At 69.3% G+C, this 17,025-nt stretch carries 17 protein-coding genes; 5 read left to right on the top strand and 12 right to left on the bottom strand.

From position 1 onward, the window contains the following. Positions 1-11 precede the first annotated feature (11 nt). On the bottom strand, positions 12-395 hold the full coding sequence (locus HC028_RS15495; protein ID WP_168077936.1) for an STAS domain-containing protein: 384 nt from the start codon (positions 393-395) through the stop codon (positions 12-14). 166 nt (positions 396-561) lie between these two features. On the opposite strand from HC028_RS15495, the gene HC028_RS15490 reads away from it, so the two are divergent. The 3 genes from HC028_RS15490 to HC028_RS15480 all read left to right on the top strand — a co-directional run bounded on the left by HC028_RS15490 (position 562) and on the right by HC028_RS15480 (position 1,784). Then, positions 562-1,032 carry an STAS domain-containing protein gene (locus HC028_RS15490; RefSeq protein ID WP_168077935.1) on the top strand — a complete coding sequence of 157 codons (471 nt, stop codon included), beginning with the start codon at positions 562-564 and terminating at the stop codon, positions 1,030-1,032. Positions 1,033-1,143: 111 nt separating this feature from the next. Beyond that, a complete protein-coding gene (locus HC028_RS15485) occupies positions 1,144-1,518 on the top strand; it encodes a phage holin family protein (RefSeq protein ID WP_239075640.1) in 375 nt (124 codons plus the stop codon). After that, positions 1,515-1,784, top strand: a complete 270-nt coding sequence (locus HC028_RS15480; RefSeq protein WP_168077933.1) for a hypothetical protein — start codon at positions 1,515-1,517, stop codon at positions 1,782-1,784. Before HC028_RS15485 ends, HC028_RS15480 begins: the two co-directional genes overlap by 4 nt. Before the next feature lie 64 nt (positions 1,785-1,848). Here the strand turns inward: HC028_RS15480 and HC028_RS15475 are convergent, their stop codons facing one another. The 5 genes from HC028_RS15475 to HC028_RS15455 form a co-directional block, all read right to left on the bottom strand. After that, positions 1,849-2,601 carry a hypothetical protein gene (locus HC028_RS15475; RefSeq protein WP_168077931.1) on the bottom strand — a complete coding sequence of 251 codons (753 nt, stop codon included), beginning with the start codon at positions 2,599-2,601 and terminating at the stop codon, positions 1,849-1,851. Positions 2,602-2,731: 130 nt separating this feature from the next. Then, positions 2,732-3,454, bottom strand: a complete 723-nt coding sequence (locus HC028_RS15470) for a 4'-phosphopantetheinyl transferase family protein (RefSeq protein WP_168077929.1) — start codon at positions 3,452-3,454, stop codon at positions 2,732-2,734. Between the two features lie 133 nt (positions 3,455-3,587). Beyond that, on the bottom strand, positions 3,588-4,100 hold the full coding sequence (locus tag HC028_RS15465; protein ID WP_168077927.1) for an STAS domain-containing protein: 513 nt from the start codon (positions 4,098-4,100) through the stop codon (positions 3,588-3,590). Between the two features lie 419 nt (positions 4,101-4,519). Further along, positions 4,520-5,431 carry a TIGR03620 family F420-dependent LLM class oxidoreductase gene (locus tag HC028_RS15460; RefSeq protein WP_168077925.1) on the bottom strand — a complete coding sequence of 304 codons (912 nt, stop codon included), beginning with the start codon at positions 5,429-5,431 and terminating at the stop codon, positions 4,520-4,522. Between the two features lie 55 nt (positions 5,432-5,486). After that, positions 5,487-5,897 (bottom strand): hypothetical protein, encoded by a 411-nt coding sequence (locus tag HC028_RS15455; RefSeq protein ID WP_168077923.1) that lies wholly within the window; start codon positions 5,895-5,897, stop codon positions 5,487-5,489. Between the two features lie 132 nt (positions 5,898-6,029). On the opposite strand from HC028_RS15455, the gene HC028_RS15450 reads away from it, so the two are divergent. Next, positions 6,030-6,341 carry an FmdB family zinc ribbon protein gene (locus HC028_RS15450; protein WP_205861436.1) on the top strand — a complete coding sequence of 104 codons (312 nt, stop codon included), beginning with the start codon at positions 6,030-6,032 and terminating at the stop codon, positions 6,339-6,341. A 22-nt stretch (positions 6,342-6,363) separates the two neighbouring features. Continuing rightward, entirely contained in the window at positions 6,364-7,617 is a 1,254-nt protein-coding gene (gene fmdA, locus HC028_RS15445) for a formamidase (RefSeq protein ID WP_168077921.1), read from the top strand. 107 nt (positions 7,618-7,724) lie between these two features. Here the strand turns inward: fmdA and HC028_RS15440 are convergent, their stop codons facing one another. The 6 genes from HC028_RS15440 to HC028_RS15415 form a co-directional block, all read right to left on the bottom strand. After that, positions 7,725-10,217 carry a DNA gyrase/topoisomerase IV subunit A gene (locus HC028_RS15440; protein ID WP_168077919.1) on the bottom strand — a complete coding sequence of 831 codons (2,493 nt, stop codon included), beginning with the start codon at positions 10,215-10,217 and terminating at the stop codon, positions 7,725-7,727. Positions 10,218-10,273: 56 nt separating this feature from the next. Beyond that, complete coding sequence (locus tag HC028_RS15435; RefSeq protein ID WP_168077917.1) at positions 10,274-12,331, bottom strand: DNA gyrase/topoisomerase IV subunit B; 2,058 nt, start codon at positions 12,329-12,331, stop codon at positions 10,274-10,276. 197 nt (positions 12,332-12,528) lie between these two features. Then, a complete protein-coding gene (locus HC028_RS15430; protein WP_168077915.1) occupies positions 12,529-12,837 on the bottom strand; it encodes a GNAT family N-acetyltransferase in 309 nt (102 codons plus the stop codon). Between the two features lie 17 nt (positions 12,838-12,854). Then, on the bottom strand, positions 12,855-13,997 hold the full coding sequence (locus HC028_RS15425; RefSeq protein WP_168077913.1) for a sugar transferase: 1,143 nt from the start codon (positions 13,995-13,997) through the stop codon (positions 12,855-12,857). A gap of 98 nt (positions 13,998-14,095) precedes the next feature. Next, a complete protein-coding gene (gene asnB / locus HC028_RS15420; protein ID WP_168077911.1) occupies positions 14,096-15,982 on the bottom strand; it encodes an asparagine synthase (glutamine-hydrolyzing) in 1,887 nt (628 codons plus the stop codon). Between the two features lie 52 nt (positions 15,983-16,034). Next, the gene (locus tag HC028_RS15415; RefSeq protein ID WP_168078145.1) at positions 16,035-16,838 is read right to left on the bottom strand and encodes a WecB/TagA/CpsF family glycosyltransferase; all 804 of its coding nucleotides are present in this window, start codon (positions 16,836-16,838) and stop codon (positions 16,035-16,037) included. Positions 16,839-17,025: the final 187 nt, after the last annotated feature.

The raw sequence follows: 17,025 nt of genomic DNA, 5'->3' as shown, positions 1-17,025 counted from the left end.
ACCCGGTCCGGCTAGTCAGCACCGACCAACGCGGCCGGAGCACCGGCGGTTGCCGGAAGCCCGAGCGCGGCGTCGACGCCCACGACACCGAGAACGCGTGCCGCGAAGGCATTGACTGCCGTCAAGCGCATGCGAACCCCCACCTGCTGGCAGATGCGCTGCGCGACGACGAGAGTGCCGATTCCGGAAGAATCAATGAATGTCAAGCCGCGAAGATCGAGGCCGATCGCGGTGAGACCACCGCGGTTGAGCAGCTCGGTGATCGCGGAACGTAGTTGGTCGGCGGTAGCGCAGTCGAGCTCGCCATGCACAGACACGGTGACCTCGGCGCGCCCGACCGGTTCGACACCGATCTGCAGTGTCGGCTTCCCTTGGGCAGCGGCGACGGTGTCCATAATTCGGCCATCATAGTCACACCAATTCGGCCGCCGGCACCTCCGAACGTCCGATGCCCAGCCGGAATCCGTAGGCCGAGGCGGGGCGACGGGAAGCGCGCACTGACGAAGAGTCAACGATCAGTGACGCGGTGCAACGTCTCGCGTCGATGGGTAAGGGCTCGGCATGGAGTTGACGTGGACGACGTACGAGGTAAACGACACGCGCGTCCTCGCCCTGACCGGCAAGCTCTGCACATCGACGGTACTCACGGTCGAGCCCGAAGTTGCATGGCTACTCGCCGGTGAGCGGTCGGTCCTGGTCGTGGACCTGACCGGGGTGGAGGCGTGCGACTCTGCTGGGTTGACGATGCTCGACGCCTGCGACCGGGCGGCCGTCGCCGCCGGGATCGAGTTGCGGCTGGCGGCTCCCGGTCCTGCGCTGCGCGAGGCCCTGCGGGCCAGCGGCCTGACATCACGGCTGCGGATCTTCGGCAGCGTGGACGGCGCCGTCCGCGCCGACGCCGTCGATCTGCTACCCACCATGCATCCCGCGGTGGGTCGGCCTGAGCTACCCGCACAGGTGTCGAAGAGCGCTTTCACTGGAACAGGAGCAGGTTCGGGGGCAGGGACATCAATTCATGAATTTTTTCGGTGATTGACCGACGCCGGGGATGGGCATGCAAGGAGGGTGAACCAAACTATCGAGACCGACCGACCCGGCGGCGTTGATAGCACAGCCAGAAGGGCCACCGCCTCGACGTCAGAGTTGGTCCGTAGGGCGTTCGAGCAGCTGTCCCGGCTGGTACGCGACGAACTGCGGCTGGCACGCGCGCAAGTGACGGCCTGGGCGCGGCACATCGCCGCCGCCGTCGGACTGTTCGCCGGCGCCGGCGTGGTGACCGGGTACAGCGTCGGCGTGCTGCTGCTGACCCTGGCGGTCCTGCTCGCCCTGGCCGTACCCGCCTGGGCGGCGGCGCTCATCGTCACCGTCGCACTGTTCGCCCTGGCGGCGACGCTGACGGCGGTCGGCGCGGCCCGGCTGCGCCGGGTCGGCTCGATAGTGCCCGAGCAGACGGTCGCCAGCGTCAAGGCGGACCTGCGCGCCGTCAGCCACGCGGCAAAACGAAGGAGGCAACGATGAGTTCGAAGAACAGCACCAAAATCGGCACCGACAACCTGGTCGGCGATCTGTCCACCGACGTCGCCGAAACCCGCGACGCCCTGGCTGACTCTCCCCAGCTCCCCGGAGCGGTACGCCGCCACCCTGCCTGGTGGACGTCGGTCGGCGCCGGCCTGGTGACCGCCGCGGTAGCCCTCGGTGCGGTGAAGTGGCAACAGGCCCACCGTACGCCGAAGAGCCGAGCTACCCGGGCCTGGCGCGGCCTCACCGCCCGTTTCGCTCGGTGACAACCTGATCGATCAGGTGACGTGTGGGCGGCCGGGGACGGCCTGGGCCTTCCCCGGCCGCCGGCTACAGGACGGCGTCGACGATCCGCTCCGCGCGCGCCCGCTGCTTGTCGTACGCCCGGGGAAAGGCCGAGCGCTGCACCGCCTGAGCGGCGTCCCCCGGGCTCATCGCCTGCCAGCGGGGAACTTTGACCAACCGCTGGTAGAACAGTCGGGCGGCCGTCGCCGGGTCCATCAGCTCGGCGACGCTTCCCCAGCCCTGGCTCGAGCGCTGCTGGAACAGGCCGACCGAGTCGAAGTTCTGGTACACCCCCTGGTGCGCGTAGTTCAGCGACTCCGGCACCGTCGAGTTCGCCAGGTTGCGCAGGGCGGTCTCCTGTAACGCCGTCATGATCGCCACGACGTACGCGCGCCGGGGAAGGTTCATCTGCCTGCCGACCTCGATGATGGTGACGGCGTGGTCCATCGCGGCCTGGCTGACGCCGGTCACCGGCCGGGGTCTGGCGCTCGACCCACCGGGGCTCGGTGACGGCGAACCGACGGTGCCATCGGCTGAACCTGGCTGGGAGACGATGAGCAGTTCGCGGGCGACAGCCGTCACCACCGCCCCATCAGTGGGCTGGACGATGATGAAGGCGGTACCGCCGACCGCCACGGCCACCGTGGCCGCGACCGATCCCACCCCGACCAGACGGAGCCGCGACATCCTCGCGCGTACGCCCCGGCGGGGCCGCTCTCGGCGGTCCCGGGCCGGCCACACGAGATCTCCCAGGCATTCCTCTGCATTGAATTGATAGGCGTCGGTGTCGCGGAGCATCGGCACAGCCTAGGCAGTCATTCACGGTGGTCGAAGACCGGGTCGACCGTCACCGCGCCGATGGCCGCACCGGTCACCAAGGGGCCTCGCCCGGCGACGGACCCCGAGCCGGCTCACACCGCCGTCCCTGTCACACCGCCGTCTCCGGCCAGCCGTCCGCGTGCGGCGCGATCGCCGCGAGGACGAGCCCGTCCCGCGCCAGCCAGCGCCCGGTGAACCCGGAGACCGGCCCGGGTACGTGGAGCCGGGCGTTGAACGTACCGTCCGGGTCGATCTCGATCGCGGCGTCCTCGAAGCCCAGCCACCGCGTCGCCAGCGGAAACCACGCCTTGTAGACCGCTTCCTTCACGCAGAACAGCAGGCGGTCCCAGCACACCGCCGGCCGGTCGTCGGCCAGCCGCGCCAGGTGCGCCCGCTCCTGCGGCAGGCTGACCATGTCGAGCACGCCGCCGGGCAGCGGCAGCGCGGGCTCGGCGTCGATCCCGATCGTCGCCACCTTTTCGCCCCGGGCCACCGCGCTCGCCCGGTACCCGGTGCAGTGGGTCATGCTGCCCACGATGCCGTCCGGCCACCGCGGCTCGCCACGGTCGCCTCGCAGCACCGCGACGGGCGGCAGCCCGAGCTCCCCGAGGGCCCGGCGGGCACACGCGCGTACGGTGGCGAACTCCGCGCGGCGCTTGCCCACCGCGCGCTCCACCAGAGCCTCCTCCTCGGCGAACAGCGGTGCGGACGCGAGATCGTCGAACGCCTCGGCCGACCTGACGTCGGCGGGCAGGATCTCCTCGATCACGCCGGCTCCCACCTGGGGCGCCCCACCGCGGGCGCCCGCCCGCGCCGACCATATCAACGACATTGATCCACTGTGGTGAATCACCCGCCGCGCTCTCGGCACCTGCTCACCTAGCCCGTCGCCCGAAATGCCGCCACCACGATCGGCTCGGCGAACCGAAACCAGAGGCGAAGTCGCGGGTCGGCGCCGGCTGGCGTCAGGCCGACCTGGTCCAGACCGCCGTCTGGAGACTCCGTGCCGGGGCTACGGGCCGCCGGCCGTACACGGCGCGTCCGGCGTGGTCGCTGTTCGCGCGGGAGTTGGCGCGCCGCCGGGCCTGGTTCGGCACGAGCCACGGGCTCTGCCGGCTCGCCACCGCGATGAGCGCGTCCAGGTCGCCGACACAGGCCGCGCCGACGCTGCGGTAGATCGGCACGGTCCGCGCGATACCGAGGTCGGTGAGCAGCGTGAGGACGAACGGGCTGAGGACGGCCAGGCGCAGGTATCCGCCGGCGTCGGTGCAGTAGTTGCGCGCGAGCACGAGCGCGGACAGCCCGCTGGAGTCGCAGTACGTCAGCTCACCGAGGTCGACGACGACGCGGACGACGGACCGCGCGCGTAGCTCGTCGAAGGTGGCGCGCAGCCGAGACCCGGTGTCGATGTCGAGTTGGCCGACGGGCGTTACGACGGTCGCGCCGCTCGGTCGGTGATCGGTGACAAGAACATCCACTCTTTCGTCTCCCCTACCAGCCACTCGGTTACCAGACAGCTCCATCCAGCCAGCTGCCGTAGACGTAACGAAAAGGACTGGTTGGTACCCATTGGGACGATCAGCCACAAGATCGGACCACGCAACCGGTACCAAAGGGAGGCATTTCGGTGTATCGGGATTGCGTTGCCCTGCCCGTTCCGCTCTTCGGGGGGGCACCCGATCCGCACCAGTGGCGGGATCGCACTGGCGGCCGGGATCTACCTCGTGGCGCCCCTGGCCGGGCGTGGGCGACATGCTGCAGCTGGTCATCTACGCCGCCATCACCTGCGCCTCCGCCGTCGCGCCTGCGGTCGGCGTACGCCTGAACCGCCCGTCGCGCCATCGCCACCACACCGATGGCCGTCGACCAGCCGGTCTCGGCTCAGGGCTGACGGAGCTCACGCGGGCGCCGGCAGCACCCTGATCGCGAGCTCTTCGAGCTGACTGATGGCCCCGTCGAGATCCGGCGCCAAGGGCTGGAGCAGTACGTGGTCGGCGCCGGCGTCGCGATGTTCGCGGACCCGGGCGGCGATGGCGTCGTTGTCGCCCCAGGCCACGATCGCGTCGACGAGACGATCGCTGCCCGCGTCCTGGAAGTCTTCGTCGCTGAAGCCCAGGTGCCTGAGGTTGTTCACGTAGTTCGGCAGGTCCAGGTAGAACTCGGTGTGGCGGCGGGCGACCATGCGGGCCGCGACCGGGTTGGCATCGACCACGACGGCCTGCTCGGGGATCAGCAGGCGGTCCGGGCCGAGGATCTCCCGGGCCCGCGCGGTGTGCGCGGTGGGTACGAAGTAGGTGTGGGCCCCGTCCGCGCGGTCCCGGGCCAGTTCCAGCATGCGCGGGCGGAGCGCCGCCAGTACGCGCGGCACCGGGTGGAACGGTTTCACCGGCGCCTGGTCCATCCAGTCGAGGTACTCGCGCATCCGTTCGAGGGGCCGCTCGTAGGCCTGTCCGGTGCGCTCGACGATGGCGGAGTGGCTGACCCCGAGACCGAGTACGAACCGATGCGGCCACGCGTCGCCGATGGCCGCCGTGGCGGCCTGTGCGGTGGCGGGGTGGCGGGCCCAGATGTTGGCGATGCCGGTACCGACCGTGATCGTCGACGAGCCGCACAGCCAGCTGGCCTCCTGCACGAAGATGTCGTTGTTCCCGACGACCTCACCGCCCCAGACCGACCCGTAGCCGAGCACCTCGATGCGGCGTACGCCCTCGCGCTGCTGCTCGGCGGGCAAGCGGGTCAGCAGCGCCAGCCAGACCCCGGTCGGTCCGAGTCGCTCGCGGGTCCTCGACACGGTTTCAGACGCGGCCATCGCGTAGCCTCCTATGCTCGCGCACGCCCCGGACTGGGGCGGTAGTAACGCGCGATCAGGCGCTTTCCCGTTCGGGGTTCTCCAGGCGGAAGAAGTTGCTCTGCCGGCCGTCCTTGGTTGTTTCCTGGAAGATGAAGTTGAGCCGCCGGCGATCGAACGTCTCGAACCACTCGTCCCAGCTCACGTGCCTGATCCGGTCGTCATCGCCGAGCGGCGGGAAGTCGAACCGGAGCGCCCCCAGGGTGCCGGTCTCCGGGTGTTCGGTGCCGGCCACGGTCGCGGGTACGGCGCCGCGCTCCTCCGCCCACTTCCGGATCACCTCGTGGTTCGTGGTGACCAATTTGTCGCCGGCCTCCACCCGTTCCAACTCGTCCGGGGAGTTGATCACCCGCGCGTACTTGAGCGTCTTCGAACTGGCCGGGCCGGTACGCACTCCCGCACCCCCGCCGGTGTTCTGCTGGGTCATGGCGACCCCCTCGTCGGCGTCTTCGCGTGGTGCTGCCTACCCGCCATCGCCCGGTGAAACCGCGACAGCCGGCGCAGACTACCGGCCCCGGGCGCCGCGCCTGGTTTACCCGTACCGCCACGGGAAAGCACGGTGGCCAGGATTCGGGGTGAGGAGGCGGCGGTGGCGACGTACGAGTACCGCTGTCCGCGGGATGGCGCGTTCGACGTAACCCTCCCGATCGGCACTGCCGCCGCGCGTGTGCTCTGTGTCGTCTGCGGAGACGAAGCGGTCAGGATCTTCTCCGCCCCACTACTCGCGCGTACGCCACGCCCGTTGGCCGCGGCGATCGAGCGGGCGGCGGGCAGCGCCGACACACCCGAGGTGGTATCGGAGATTCCCGCGCGGCCGCGGGCACGGCGGTCACCGGCCAACCCGACCCACGCCCGCCTACCCCGACCGTAAACCCGGTGGAAGGGGTGCCAGGATGCCCGAAGTCTTGTTCCGACTGGATCCAACCAGGAGATTCACCGAACAGGAGAAGATCGGCCACAACAGGTGGCACCCGGACATCCCGCCGGTCGCCACCGTCCGCCCCGGCCAGTCGTTCCGCGTGCACTGCCGCGAGTGGTTCGACGGCTGGATGCGCAACGACGACTCGGCGGAGGACATCCGGGATGCGCCGCTGACCCGGGTGCACTGCCTGAGCGGGCCGTTCGCCGTGGAGGGCGCGCAACCCGGCGACCTGCTCATGGTCGACATCCTCGACGTCGGCCCGATGGAGGAGGACTCCGGCCCCCTCGCCGGCCAGGGCTGGGGGTACACGGGAATCTTCCACAAGCGCAACGGTGGCGGGTTCCTGACCGACGAGTTCCCCGATGCGTACAAGGCGGTCTGGGACTTCAAGGGGCAGACCGCGACATCGCGGCACATCCCCGGGGTGAAGTTCACCGGAATGGTCCACTCCGGACTGATGGGGACCGCCCCGTCACACGACCTGTTGGCGCGGTGGAACGAGCGGGAGGCGACGTTGATCGCCACCGACCCGCACCGGGTACCGCCGCTGGCCCTGCCGCCCGAGCCCCGGGACGCGATCCTCGGGACGCTGTCCGGGGAGGATTTCGAGCGGGTCGCGAGGGAGGCGGCACGCACGGCGCCCCCGCGCGAGAACGGCGGCAACCAGGACATCAAGAACCTGACGAAGGGAACGCGGGCCTTCTATCCGGTCTATGTCCCCGGCGCGAAGTTCTCCGTGGGAGACCTGCACTTCTCCCAGGGCGATGGCGAGATCACGTTCTGCGGCGCCATCGAGATGGGCGGGTACATCGACTTCCACATGGACCTGATCAAAGACGGCATGAACAAGTACGGCGTCTCGGAGAACACCATCTTCCTGCCGGGCATCACCGATCCGCGGTACTGCCAGTGGTTGGCCTTCTCCGGGATCTCGGTGACCAAGGAGGGCGAGCAGCGCTACCTGGACTCCGATGTGGCGTACAAGCGCGCCTGCCTGCACGCCATCAGCTACCTGACCAAGTTCGGCTACTCCGGCGAACAGATCTATCTGCTCCTGGGAGCCGCGCCGATCGAGGGCCGGTTCTCCGGCGTGGTGGACATCCCCAACTGCTGCGCGACCATCTACATCCCGACCGAGATCTTCGACTTCGACGTACGGCCGAACACAGCCGGCACGACGAGGGTCGACCCGGGCAGGGGCGCGCCGAGGGCGGGATTTGAATAAGCCGTCAACCCGAACAGGGGCGCCGCTGGCTGTGAGATCGTCACAGCCAGCGACGGTACTTCGACGAGAATGTCGATGCAGTCCCTTTACCGACCGGCCGGGTTCAGTCAGCCGCGTTCGATCAGGCGGCCGACGATGCCCGGACAGGCCATGCCCATAGCCACGCCGGAGCCGTCCCGGCGCGAGTCCGCGTCCGGCAGGTCGAGCGGCTCTCCCTTGCTGGTCGCCGCGACCGGGCGTGCGCCCACCCAGGCAACTTCCAACCGGCATTCGCCCTTGAGGAACCGCTGCGCGCGAACGCCGCCGGTCGCGCGCCCCTTGGCCGGGTACTGCGCGAGCGGGGTCACCTTCACGCTCTCCCCGGTGGACGTGACGACCATCGGCTCGCCGTGCTCGTTGTCGTCGGTGCGGGCGGCGCCGAAGAAGACGACCTCCACATCGGCGGCCAGGTTGATGCCGGCCACGCCGCCGGTCTTGAGGCCCTGCGGGCGGACGACCTTGGTGTTGAACCGCAGCAGCGACGCGTCCGAGCTGACGAAGACGAGCGTCTCGACACCGTCGGTGAGCCACGCCGCGCCGACGACCTCGTCGCCGTTCTTGAGCGTGATGATCTCGAACTCGTCCGAGCGGACCGGCCAGTCCGGGGAGCACACCTTCACCACACCGCGGCGGGTGCCCAGGGCCAGGCCCGGCGAGCCGGCGGCTTGGTCGCCCAGCGGGGCCAGCCCGATGACCTTCTCCCCCTTCTGCAGCGGCACCAGTTCGCTGGCGGACATACCGCCGCGCAGCGACACCGTCCCGGACTGTTCCGGCAGGACCGGCAGCGGGAGCACGTCCGTCTTGAAGGCCCGGCCCAGGTTCGTCACCAGAAGCACCTGGCCACGGGCGGTGGCGGCAACGACCGCCCGGATCGTGTCGTGCCTGGTCCGTCCGCTGCGGCGGCGACCCTCGGTCACCTCCTCGGACTCGGCGGCCGTGCGGGCCACGAGGCCGGTCGCGGAGAGGATCACCTGGCACGGGTCGTCGGCGACTTCGAGAGGCCCGGCCGGCACGGACGCGGCGAGCACCTCCTTGAGGTCACCGTCGATGAGCGTGGTGCGCCGCGGGTCGCCGAAGTCCTTGGCGACCTTTGCCAGCTCGTCGGAGACGACCTTCTTGAGGACGTTCTCGTCGTCCAGGATCTGCGACAGCTCGGCGATCTCGTTGCGCAGCTTCTCCTGCTCGGTCTCCAGCTCGAGCCGGTCGAACTTGGTCAGCCGGCGCAGCGGCGTGTCGAGGATGTACGCAGCCTGGATCTCGGAGAGCGTGAACTGCCGCATCAGGCCGTCCCGGGCCGCCTGCGCGTTGTCACTGGCCCGGATCAGCGCGACCACCTTGTCGATGTCCAGCAGCGCGATCAGCAGGCCGTCCACCAGGTGTAGACGCTCCTGCCGCTTGCGGCGCCGGTAGGTCGTCCGCCGGGTCACCACGTCGTAGCGGTGGTTGAGGAACACCTCGAGGAGAGCCTTGAGGCCGAGCGTCTGCGGCTGCCCGTCCACCAGGACCAGGTTGTTGATGCCGAACGACTGCTCCAGTGGCGTGAGCCGGTAGAGGTCCGCGAGCAGCGGCTGCGGGTTGACGCCGACCTTGCACTCGACGACCAGCCGGGTGCCGTTCTCCCGGTCGGTCAGGTCCTTGACGTCGGCGATGCCCTGCAGGCGCTTGGTCTTGGTGACCTCATTGGTGATCGCGGCGATGACCTTCTCGGCCCCGACGCCGTACGGCAGCTGGGTCACGGTGATCGCCTGGCGACCCCGGCTGCCTTCGAGCGGCCCGATCTCGACCTTGCCCCGCATCCGGACCACGCCGCGGCCCGTCTCGTACGCCTTGCGCACCTCGTCCAGGCCCAGCAGCAGACCACCGGTCGGCAGGTCCGGACCGGGCACGAACTCCATCAGCTTGTCCAGCGTCGCGTTCGGGTGCCGGATCAGCCACCGAGCCGCCGCGACGACCTCGCCGAGGTTGTGCGGGATCATGTTGGTCGCCATGCCGACGGCGATGCCGGACGTGCCGTTGACCAGAAGGTTCGGGAACGCCGCGGGCAGGACCGAGGGCTCTTCCAGCGAGCCGTCGTAGTTCGGCCGGAACTCGACGGTGTCCTCGCCGAGCTCGCCGACGAGTAGCATCGCCTCCGGCGACATCCGGGCCTCGGTGTACCGGGAGGCGGCCGGGCCGTCGTCCGGGGAGCCGAAGTTGCCGTGGCCGTCGATCAGCGGCACGTTCAGCGAGAAGTCCTGGGCGAGCCGGACCATCGCGTCGTAGATCGCCGAGTCGCCGTGCGGGTGGTACTTACCCATCACGTCACCGACGACGCGCGCCGACTTCACGTGACCGCGGTCCGGGCGGTAGCCGTTCTCGCTCATCGAGAACAGGATCCGCCGGTGGACCGGCTTGAGTCCGTCACGCGCGTCCGGCAGCGCCCGGGAGTGGATGACGCTGTAGGCGTACTCCAGATAAGAGGAGGAGACCTCTTCGGTCAGCGGATTGTCGAGAACCCGCGCCCCCGCTTTATCGAAGGCGGACAGGTCGACCTTCGACTGCGTGCCGTTGCGGCGTGCCATTGCTTCAGTGCTCTCTTCTGTGAATCGCTAAAAGTCTGTCGTGGCGGGCTCGGCGATCAGGCGTCGATCGTCTCCTGGTCGACGCGGCTGGCCGAGTCGATGAGCCAGTTCCTGCGCGGCTCGACCTTCTCGCCCATGAGCAGTTCGAGGACTTCCTCCGCCGCCTCGACGTCGTCGAGCGTGATCCGCCGGACCGCTCGGCTGGCCGGGTTCATCGTGGTGTCCCACAACTCGTCCGCGTCCATCTCACCGAGGCCCTTGAACCGCGGAATCGGGGTGACGACCTGCTTGCCGGCCTGTTCCAGCCGACCGACCGTGCTCGCCATCTCCGCCTGCGTGTACGTGTAGATGGTCTCCGGGCTCCGCCCCTTCGTCACGATCTTGTGCAGGGGCGGCACCGCCGCGTACAGCCGGCCGGACTCGATCACCGGTCGCATGTACTTGGCGAACAGCGTGATCAGCAGCGTCCGGATGTGGGAGCCGTCGACGTCGGCGTCAGCCATGATCAGGATGCGGCCGTAGCGCATGGCGTCGAGGTCGAAGGTCCGCCCGGACCCGGCGCCCAGCACCTGGATGATCGCCGAGCATTCGGCGTTGTCGAAGACCTGCTTGAGGTTGGCCTTCTGCACGTTCAGGATCTTGCCCCGGATCGGCAGCAGCGCCTGGTACTCCGAGGACCGCGCGAGCCGGGCGGTGCCCAGCGCGCTGTCGCCCTCGACGATGAACAGCTCACTGCGGCCCACGCCGGTCGACCGACAGTCGACCAGCTTCGCCGGCATCGACGCGCCCTCGAGGGCGGTCTTGCGCCGGGCGGCGTCCTTCTGCTGCTTCTGGGTCAACCGGACGCGGGCAGCGTCGACGATCTTCTGCATGACCGTACGGGCCTCGGCCCTGGTCCTGCGGTCGTCCACCCACGCCTTGATGTGCTGCTCGACCACCGTCTGGACCACCTTGGTGACCGCGGCGGTGGATAGTTCGTCCTTGGTCTGCGACGTGAACTGTGGCTCCGGGATCCGCACGTGGATCACCGCGGTCATGCCCTCCAGCACGTCGTCGAGGACCGGCAGGTCCTCCCTCGGCTTGAGCAGGCCCCGGCTGTTCTTGATCGCATCGGTCAGCGCGCGCAGGGCGGCGCGCTCGAACCCCTTGCGGTGGGTGCCGCCGTGCACGTTGCGGATCGTGTTCGTGAAGCACTCCACGGTCCGCTCGTAGCCGGTCCCCCACCGGAACGCGACCTCGATCTCGGCGCGGCGTTCGACGTTGGACTGCATGACGCCGTTGGAGTCGGCGGCGTTCTCCTTGTAGGTGCCTTCCCCGGTGATGAGCAGCGCGCCGGAGACGGCCTTCTCACTGGCGGGCGCGAGGAATTCCACCATGTCGGTGAGGCCGTTGGGGTAGCTGAAGATCTCAGTGTTGATCGCGCCCTGGGTGGCGTCGCGCAGCACGTAGCTGACGCCCGGGACGAGGAACGCCGTGTTCCGCAGCTTCGTGCGGACGGTCTCCACGTCAAGGACGGCCCCGCTCTCGAAGTAGCGGGCGTCGTGCCAGTACCGGATGGAGGTGCCGGTCGACTCGCCGCGCTTCATCTTGCCGGTCAGCCGCAGCCCGGACTGCCGGGTGAACCGCGCGCTCGGGCCGGCGCCGTCGAACACGCCCGGAACCCCGTGCTGGAACGACATCTGGTGGACCTTGCCGCTCCGCTTGACGGTCACGTCGAACCGGCGGGACAGGGCGTTCACCGCCGACGCGCCCACGCCGTGCAGACCGCCGGAGGTCTTGTAGCCGGAGCCACCGAACTTTCCACCGGCGTGCAGGCGGGTCAGCACCAACTCGACGCCGGACATGCCCGACTTGGCGTGGGTGTCGGTCGGGATGCCGCGCCCGTCGTCGTCCACCTGCACGGAACCGTCGGCGTGCAGCGTGACCTCGATGTGCGTCGCGTGGCCGGCGACGCCCTCGTCCGTGGAGTTGTCCAGGATCTCGTTGAGGAGATGGCCCACACCACGGCTGTCGGTCGACCCGATGTACATGCCGGGGCGCTTGCGGACAGCGTCCAGACCCTCAAGGTGCGTGAGATCGTCGGCCCCGTACAGAGCCTCGGGCTGTGCAGTCAACGAGTCGTACTCCCAGATCGTGGCGGGTGGGCGCGCCTGCTTCTGATGATCCTGGTATCGGATGATCAGCCAATTGCGCAGGCGACTCCGCGAGCCTAGCCGCCGGGTCTGACAACAAGCGGGACCCCGAGCAGAAGTCGCCGGTAGTGTCAACGACTGAGGACCGACCAAGATTCCCGCGCCGCCACCGGTGTGCGCTATCTGATCTTTCTCGTGCCGGGAGCGACGATCTTGTTGTACTCCCGATGGCCGGTCAGCCACTCCGCCAGGAACGGGCTGATGGGGACCACGGTGCGGCGCCGGGCGACGGCGTCGTCCATCGCCGCGCGGGCCAGCGCGTCATCCACACCCCTCCCCTCGTACCCGGGCGAAACGTCCACGTGGGTGAAGACGATGATGTTGCCGGTCACCTGATACGTCATGAATCCCGCGAGGGCCTGATCGGCGTCGCCGTCACGGACCTCGAACCGCTCCCGCTCGGGCGCGTCTTCCACATGGATGGACACCCGACCATCCTATTGGCCTACTCCCGGTACCTGATCCGGAGCGCGCTGGAGGGCTCGTTCGAGGCGGGCGACGCCGGGTTGGACGGCACGGGGCTGCGCCCCCTACCCGACCGCGGACGCGTCCCCGGTCGGGTCGACCGGTCCTTCAGGTCCGGCGGGACGGATCCCCGGCGGTACCTCGGCGACCCGGTCGACGGACTCCTCGACGGGTTGGGCCGGCCCGGCGGCAGCCAACGCACGGCGTCGGCGGGCTCGCCGTGGTGCCGCTCGCCGCGCAGGGTCGTCCGCACGGCGCGCCCGAGCAGTCTCAGGTCAAGGGCGACCGACATGCTGGCGATGTACTCGCGGTCCTTGTCCAACCGCTCCGCCGGCGCGATGTGGTACTTCTCTATCTGCGCGGTACAGGCGATCCCCGGCTTCACCGTGTGCCGTTCGGCGTACCCCGGCACCTCCTCCAGGTGCTTCTGCACGAGAACGGTACGCAGCGGCCGGGGGCCGACCAGGCTCATGGTGCCGCGCAGGACGTTGATCAGTTCGGGTAGCTCGTCGAGATGCCAGCGCCGCAGGAACCTGCCGACCGTGAGCGTCCGCGGATCGTTGGCGGGCGAAGCCACCGGACCGGTCGAACGCTCGGCCCCGTACTTCATGCTCCGGAACTTCACCTGCCGGAAGGTGATGCCGCCCCTGCCGACGGAGTTCTTGATGAAGAAGATCGGGCCGGGCTCCGCTAACCACACGAGCACCGCGATGACGATCCACAGCGGCAGCGTCACCACGAGGGCGACCAGCGCGCCGACGACGTCGAACGCCCGCTTGAACCGCGGCTGGCGCGGATAGTGCAGGTCGCCGGTCACGTGGTGGGCCAGGACCTTCTCCCGGACACCGACCGAGGGCGCCGCGTTGTTCTCGACGAGCCCGTTGTCGAGCGCGGCCGCGATCATCGCGCCGGCGAGTCCTCCGACAACGGCCAGCAGAGCCCCGTACGGCGGCGCCCAGTGGTTGACGTACAACCAGCACCAGACCGACGACGTCAGCGCCGCGCTCGTCAGGAACGCACGCCGGCAGGCGCGCGCCGAGGGCTTCCAGCCGTTGGAGGATCCAGGATTCCACGCCAGCATCAACGCCAGCGCGAACGATCCCAGGAGCAACAGATAGTTCACGGCTCGTACCTCCCGAACCCCCGCAGAAATGGAACGCTGTGCGGACGTGCACGTCGGACCTTGCGCGTCGTGTTCGACAGGGCGTGAGCTTCGCGGGGCTAGCGGTAGACCTTCTCCTGCTCCGCCCACAGGCTGAACATCAACAAGGTCCAAATTTCCCGACTGTGCTCGGCGGTGCCGTTCAGATGGCTCCGGACGATCTCGTCGACCCGGTCGAACCGGAAGTAGCCCTGCCGCCGCAGCGTCTCCCTGCTCAGGTACTCGCCCACCAGCGGGCGGAACACCTGCCGCAACCACCGGGACAGCGGCGCGTTAAAACCCTTCTTCCGCATCCTGGTTATCTCCGCCGGCAGGATGTCGACCATCGCCTGCCGCAGGAGCTGCTTCGGTCGGTAGCCGGGCATCTTCAGCCCGCCCGGAAGCGAGAAGGCGAATTCGATCATGGAAGTGGCCAGCAGCGGCACCCGTACCTCGAGTGAGTGCGCCATGCTCAGCCGGTCGACCTTGGCGAGCACGTCCTCGGCGAGGTAGACGTTGAAGTCGGTGTATTGGAAGCGCGTCAACGGGTCGAACGACATCCCGTTCCGGTAGTGCGACTCGTGCGTCTCATAGGAGTCGGTGAGCTCGGCGACGATGTCGGGCTCCAGGAGTTCGGCCTTGTGCGCCTCCCGGAAGACCACCCGCCAGAGGTAGTGACTGCGGCCGGGATCTTCGAGCGCGTTGTCCACGAAGCGCCGAGCCTTGAAGCCGAAGCTCATCCGCGCATCCGAGGCGGGCAGCCGACGCAGCATCGCCGGGGGCAACCGGGCCACGAGGTCCCGCGGCAGGTGCCGGTAGTGGCGCGCGAGCTTGTCGGCCTGGTACGTGAGGTAGCCGGCGAACAGTTCATCTCCGCCGTCGCCGCTGACCGCGACGGTGACGTGAGCTCGTGCCAGCTCGCACAGGTAGTAGGACGGCACCGCCGACGGGTCGGCGAACGGCTCGTCGAAGCTCGGGAGAATCCTGTCCGTGACGTCCTCGGCCCGCGGCTCGACCACCAACTCGACGTGGTCGGTGCGAAGCCGCCGGGCCACCAGCGCTGCCAGGCTTCTCTCGTCGTACGTCCGATCGGCGAATCCGACGGTGAACGTCTTCAGCACCCCGTCCGGGTGGATCCTGCGCGCGGCAGCCACCACGCTGCTCGAATCCATCCCGGCACTCAGGAAGAACCCGAGCGGCACATCCGCCTGCAACTGCTGCTCGACGCTGTCGAGGAGCGTCGCGCGCACCAACCGGCGGGCCTCCGCCGGGGAAACGTCGTCGCGCTGCCCCACGGCCGCCAGATCCCAGTACCGCCGTATGTCGTAGGTGTCGTCGTGCCAGACCAGCGTCGTGCCCGGCTCGAGCTTGCGGATCTCGGCATAGATGCTTCGCGGCCCCGGGATGTACATCAGCGAGAGGTAGGAGCTCAACGCCTGGACGTCGAGCGTGGTCTTGACACCGGCCGCCAGAATCGCCTTTATCTCCGAGCCGAACACCAGGCCGCGCCCGTACGGGGCGTAGTAGAGCGGCTTGATGCCGACCCGGTCCCTGCTGAGCACGAGCCGCCGCCGGGCGTCGTCCCAGAGGGCGATGGCGAACATGCCTTCCAGCCGATCGGCGAAGTCCACCCCGTGCTCTTCGTACAGGTGCGCGATGACCTCCGAGTCGCTACCGGACGCGAACCGGTGCCCGCGCCGCGCCAGCTCCCGGCGCAGACTCTGGTGGTTGTAGATCTCACCGTTGAAGACCGCGTGGACGGTGCCGGCCTCGTTCGCCACCGGCTGCCTGCCGCCCGCCACGTCGATGACCGCCAGCCGGCGCATGGCCAGGCCCACCCGGCCCCGGACGTAGACGCCTTCGTCGTCGGGTCCACGGTGGCGCAGGCTGCGGCACATCATCCGGAGCCGCTCGGTCTCCACGGACTGGCCATCGCTGCCAGCAACTATCCCGGTTATTCCGCACATAGAGCCTCTGCTTGGTCGATACGGCGGGGCACGCCTTCGCCACACGGGTACGTCAGACGGTGAACACGTGCGCGGGTCGGTCCGTGGGCGCGGCCGCGGCGGGCTTCCACAGCCCGACCTTCTGCGCCGCGAGCCGAGCCAGGTATTCGGGGTTGAGAATCAGGTACCGGCGCCACAGCCGCCTCGGTTCCAGCATCAACCGCCACGCCCAGGCGAGGCCGGACCGCTGCATCCATCGCGGCGCGCTGCGCATGCGGCCGGCGTGGTAGTCGAAGGCCGCTCCCACGGCCATCAACGGCAGGTCGAGCAGCGGGCGCAGGGCGTGGACGAAGATCTCCTGGCGGGGGCATCCGAGACCGACGAGCACCAGCCTGGCCTGCGACCGCGCGATCCGCTCGGCGATCGCCCTGTCCTCTCCCGGGAGCGCCGGCCGAAACTTCGACGGCTCCGCGCCGGCGATCCGCAGCCCGGGGAACCTCCGGCTCAGCGATGCCGAAAGGCGCCCGAGGACCTCCGGGGTCGAGCCGTACAGGTACACCGGGAGCCCCTCGTCGGCCATCCGGCTCAAGACCCGTACGACCAGCTCCGGCCCGCTGACCCAGTCCCGCAGCTTCGTGCCGTGCAACAGGTTCAGCGCCCACCGCACCGGCTGCCCGTCCGGCGCCACCACGTCGAACGCGTTCAGCCGGGAGTTGTGCGGCCGGTCGGCTACCCCGGTCATCACGCCGTGCACCGCCAACGCCGTCAAGGCGAACGGGCGCCCCTGCCGCGCCGCCGCGACCACCTTCTCGGTCGCCGCGTCGTAGTCGAGAGCGTCCACGAGGACGCCGAGGACGTTCCGCTTGCCGGCGTCGATCGCGCCTGACGGCGGGCACTCCGGCTGCTGGGGTACCGGCCCGGTGTGCGGTGAGCGTGCTTGGACGCCCGCCTGCCCGCCCGCGGTCAGCACGGCTGCCGACCGCGGCCGTGACCGCTGTCACCCGCACCGACCGGACCATCCGATTGCGACGAGATATTCAACGCCAGCCCTTTCAGGTTGCCCG

Source organism: Planosporangium flavigriseum, from assembly GCF_011947225.1.
GTDB classification, from domain to species: Bacteria; Actinomycetota; Actinomycetes; order Mycobacteriales; family Micromonosporaceae; genus Planosporangium; species Planosporangium flavigriseum.
The sequence above is the reverse complement of the archived record's forward strand: the minus strand, read 5'-3'. Positions and strand labels throughout refer to the sequence as shown.

Coding starts and splice junctions, on each gene's coding strand:
- HC028_RS15440 (WP_168077919.1), bottom strand. CDS start 10,217: ATGGCACGCCGCAACGGCACGCAGTCGAAGGTCGACCTGTCCGCCTTC.
- HC028_RS15480 (WP_168077933.1), top strand. CDS start 1,515: ATGAGTTCGAAGAACAGCACCAAAATCGGCACCGACAACCTGGTCGGC.
- HC028_RS15470 (WP_168077929.1), bottom strand. CDS start 3,454: ATGTCGTTGATATGGTCGGCGCGGGCGGGCGCCCGCGGTGGGGCGCCC.
- asnB (WP_168077911.1), bottom strand. CDS start 15,982: ATGTGCGGAATAACCGGGATAGTTGCTGGCAGCGATGGCCAGTCCGTG.
- fmdA (WP_168077921.1), top strand. CDS start 6,364: ATGCCCGAAGTCTTGTTCCGACTGGATCCAACCAGGAGATTCACCGAA.
- HC028_RS15490 (WP_168077935.1), top strand. CDS start 562: ATGGAGTTGACGTGGACGACGTACGAGGTAAACGACACGCGCGTCCTC.
- HC028_RS15460 (WP_168077925.1), bottom strand. CDS start 5,431: ATGGCCGCGTCTGAAACCGTGTCGAGGACCCGCGAGCGACTCGGACCG.
- HC028_RS15475 (WP_168077931.1), bottom strand. CDS start 2,601: ATGCTCCGCGACACCGACGCCTATCAATTCAATGCAGAGGAATGCCTG.
- HC028_RS15495 (WP_168077936.1), bottom strand. CDS start 395: ATGGACACCGTCGCCGCTGCCCAAGGGAAGCCGACACTGCAGATCGGT.
- HC028_RS15455 (WP_168077923.1), bottom strand. CDS start 5,897: ATGACCCAGCAGAACACCGGCGGGGGTGCGGGAGTGCGTACCGGCCCG.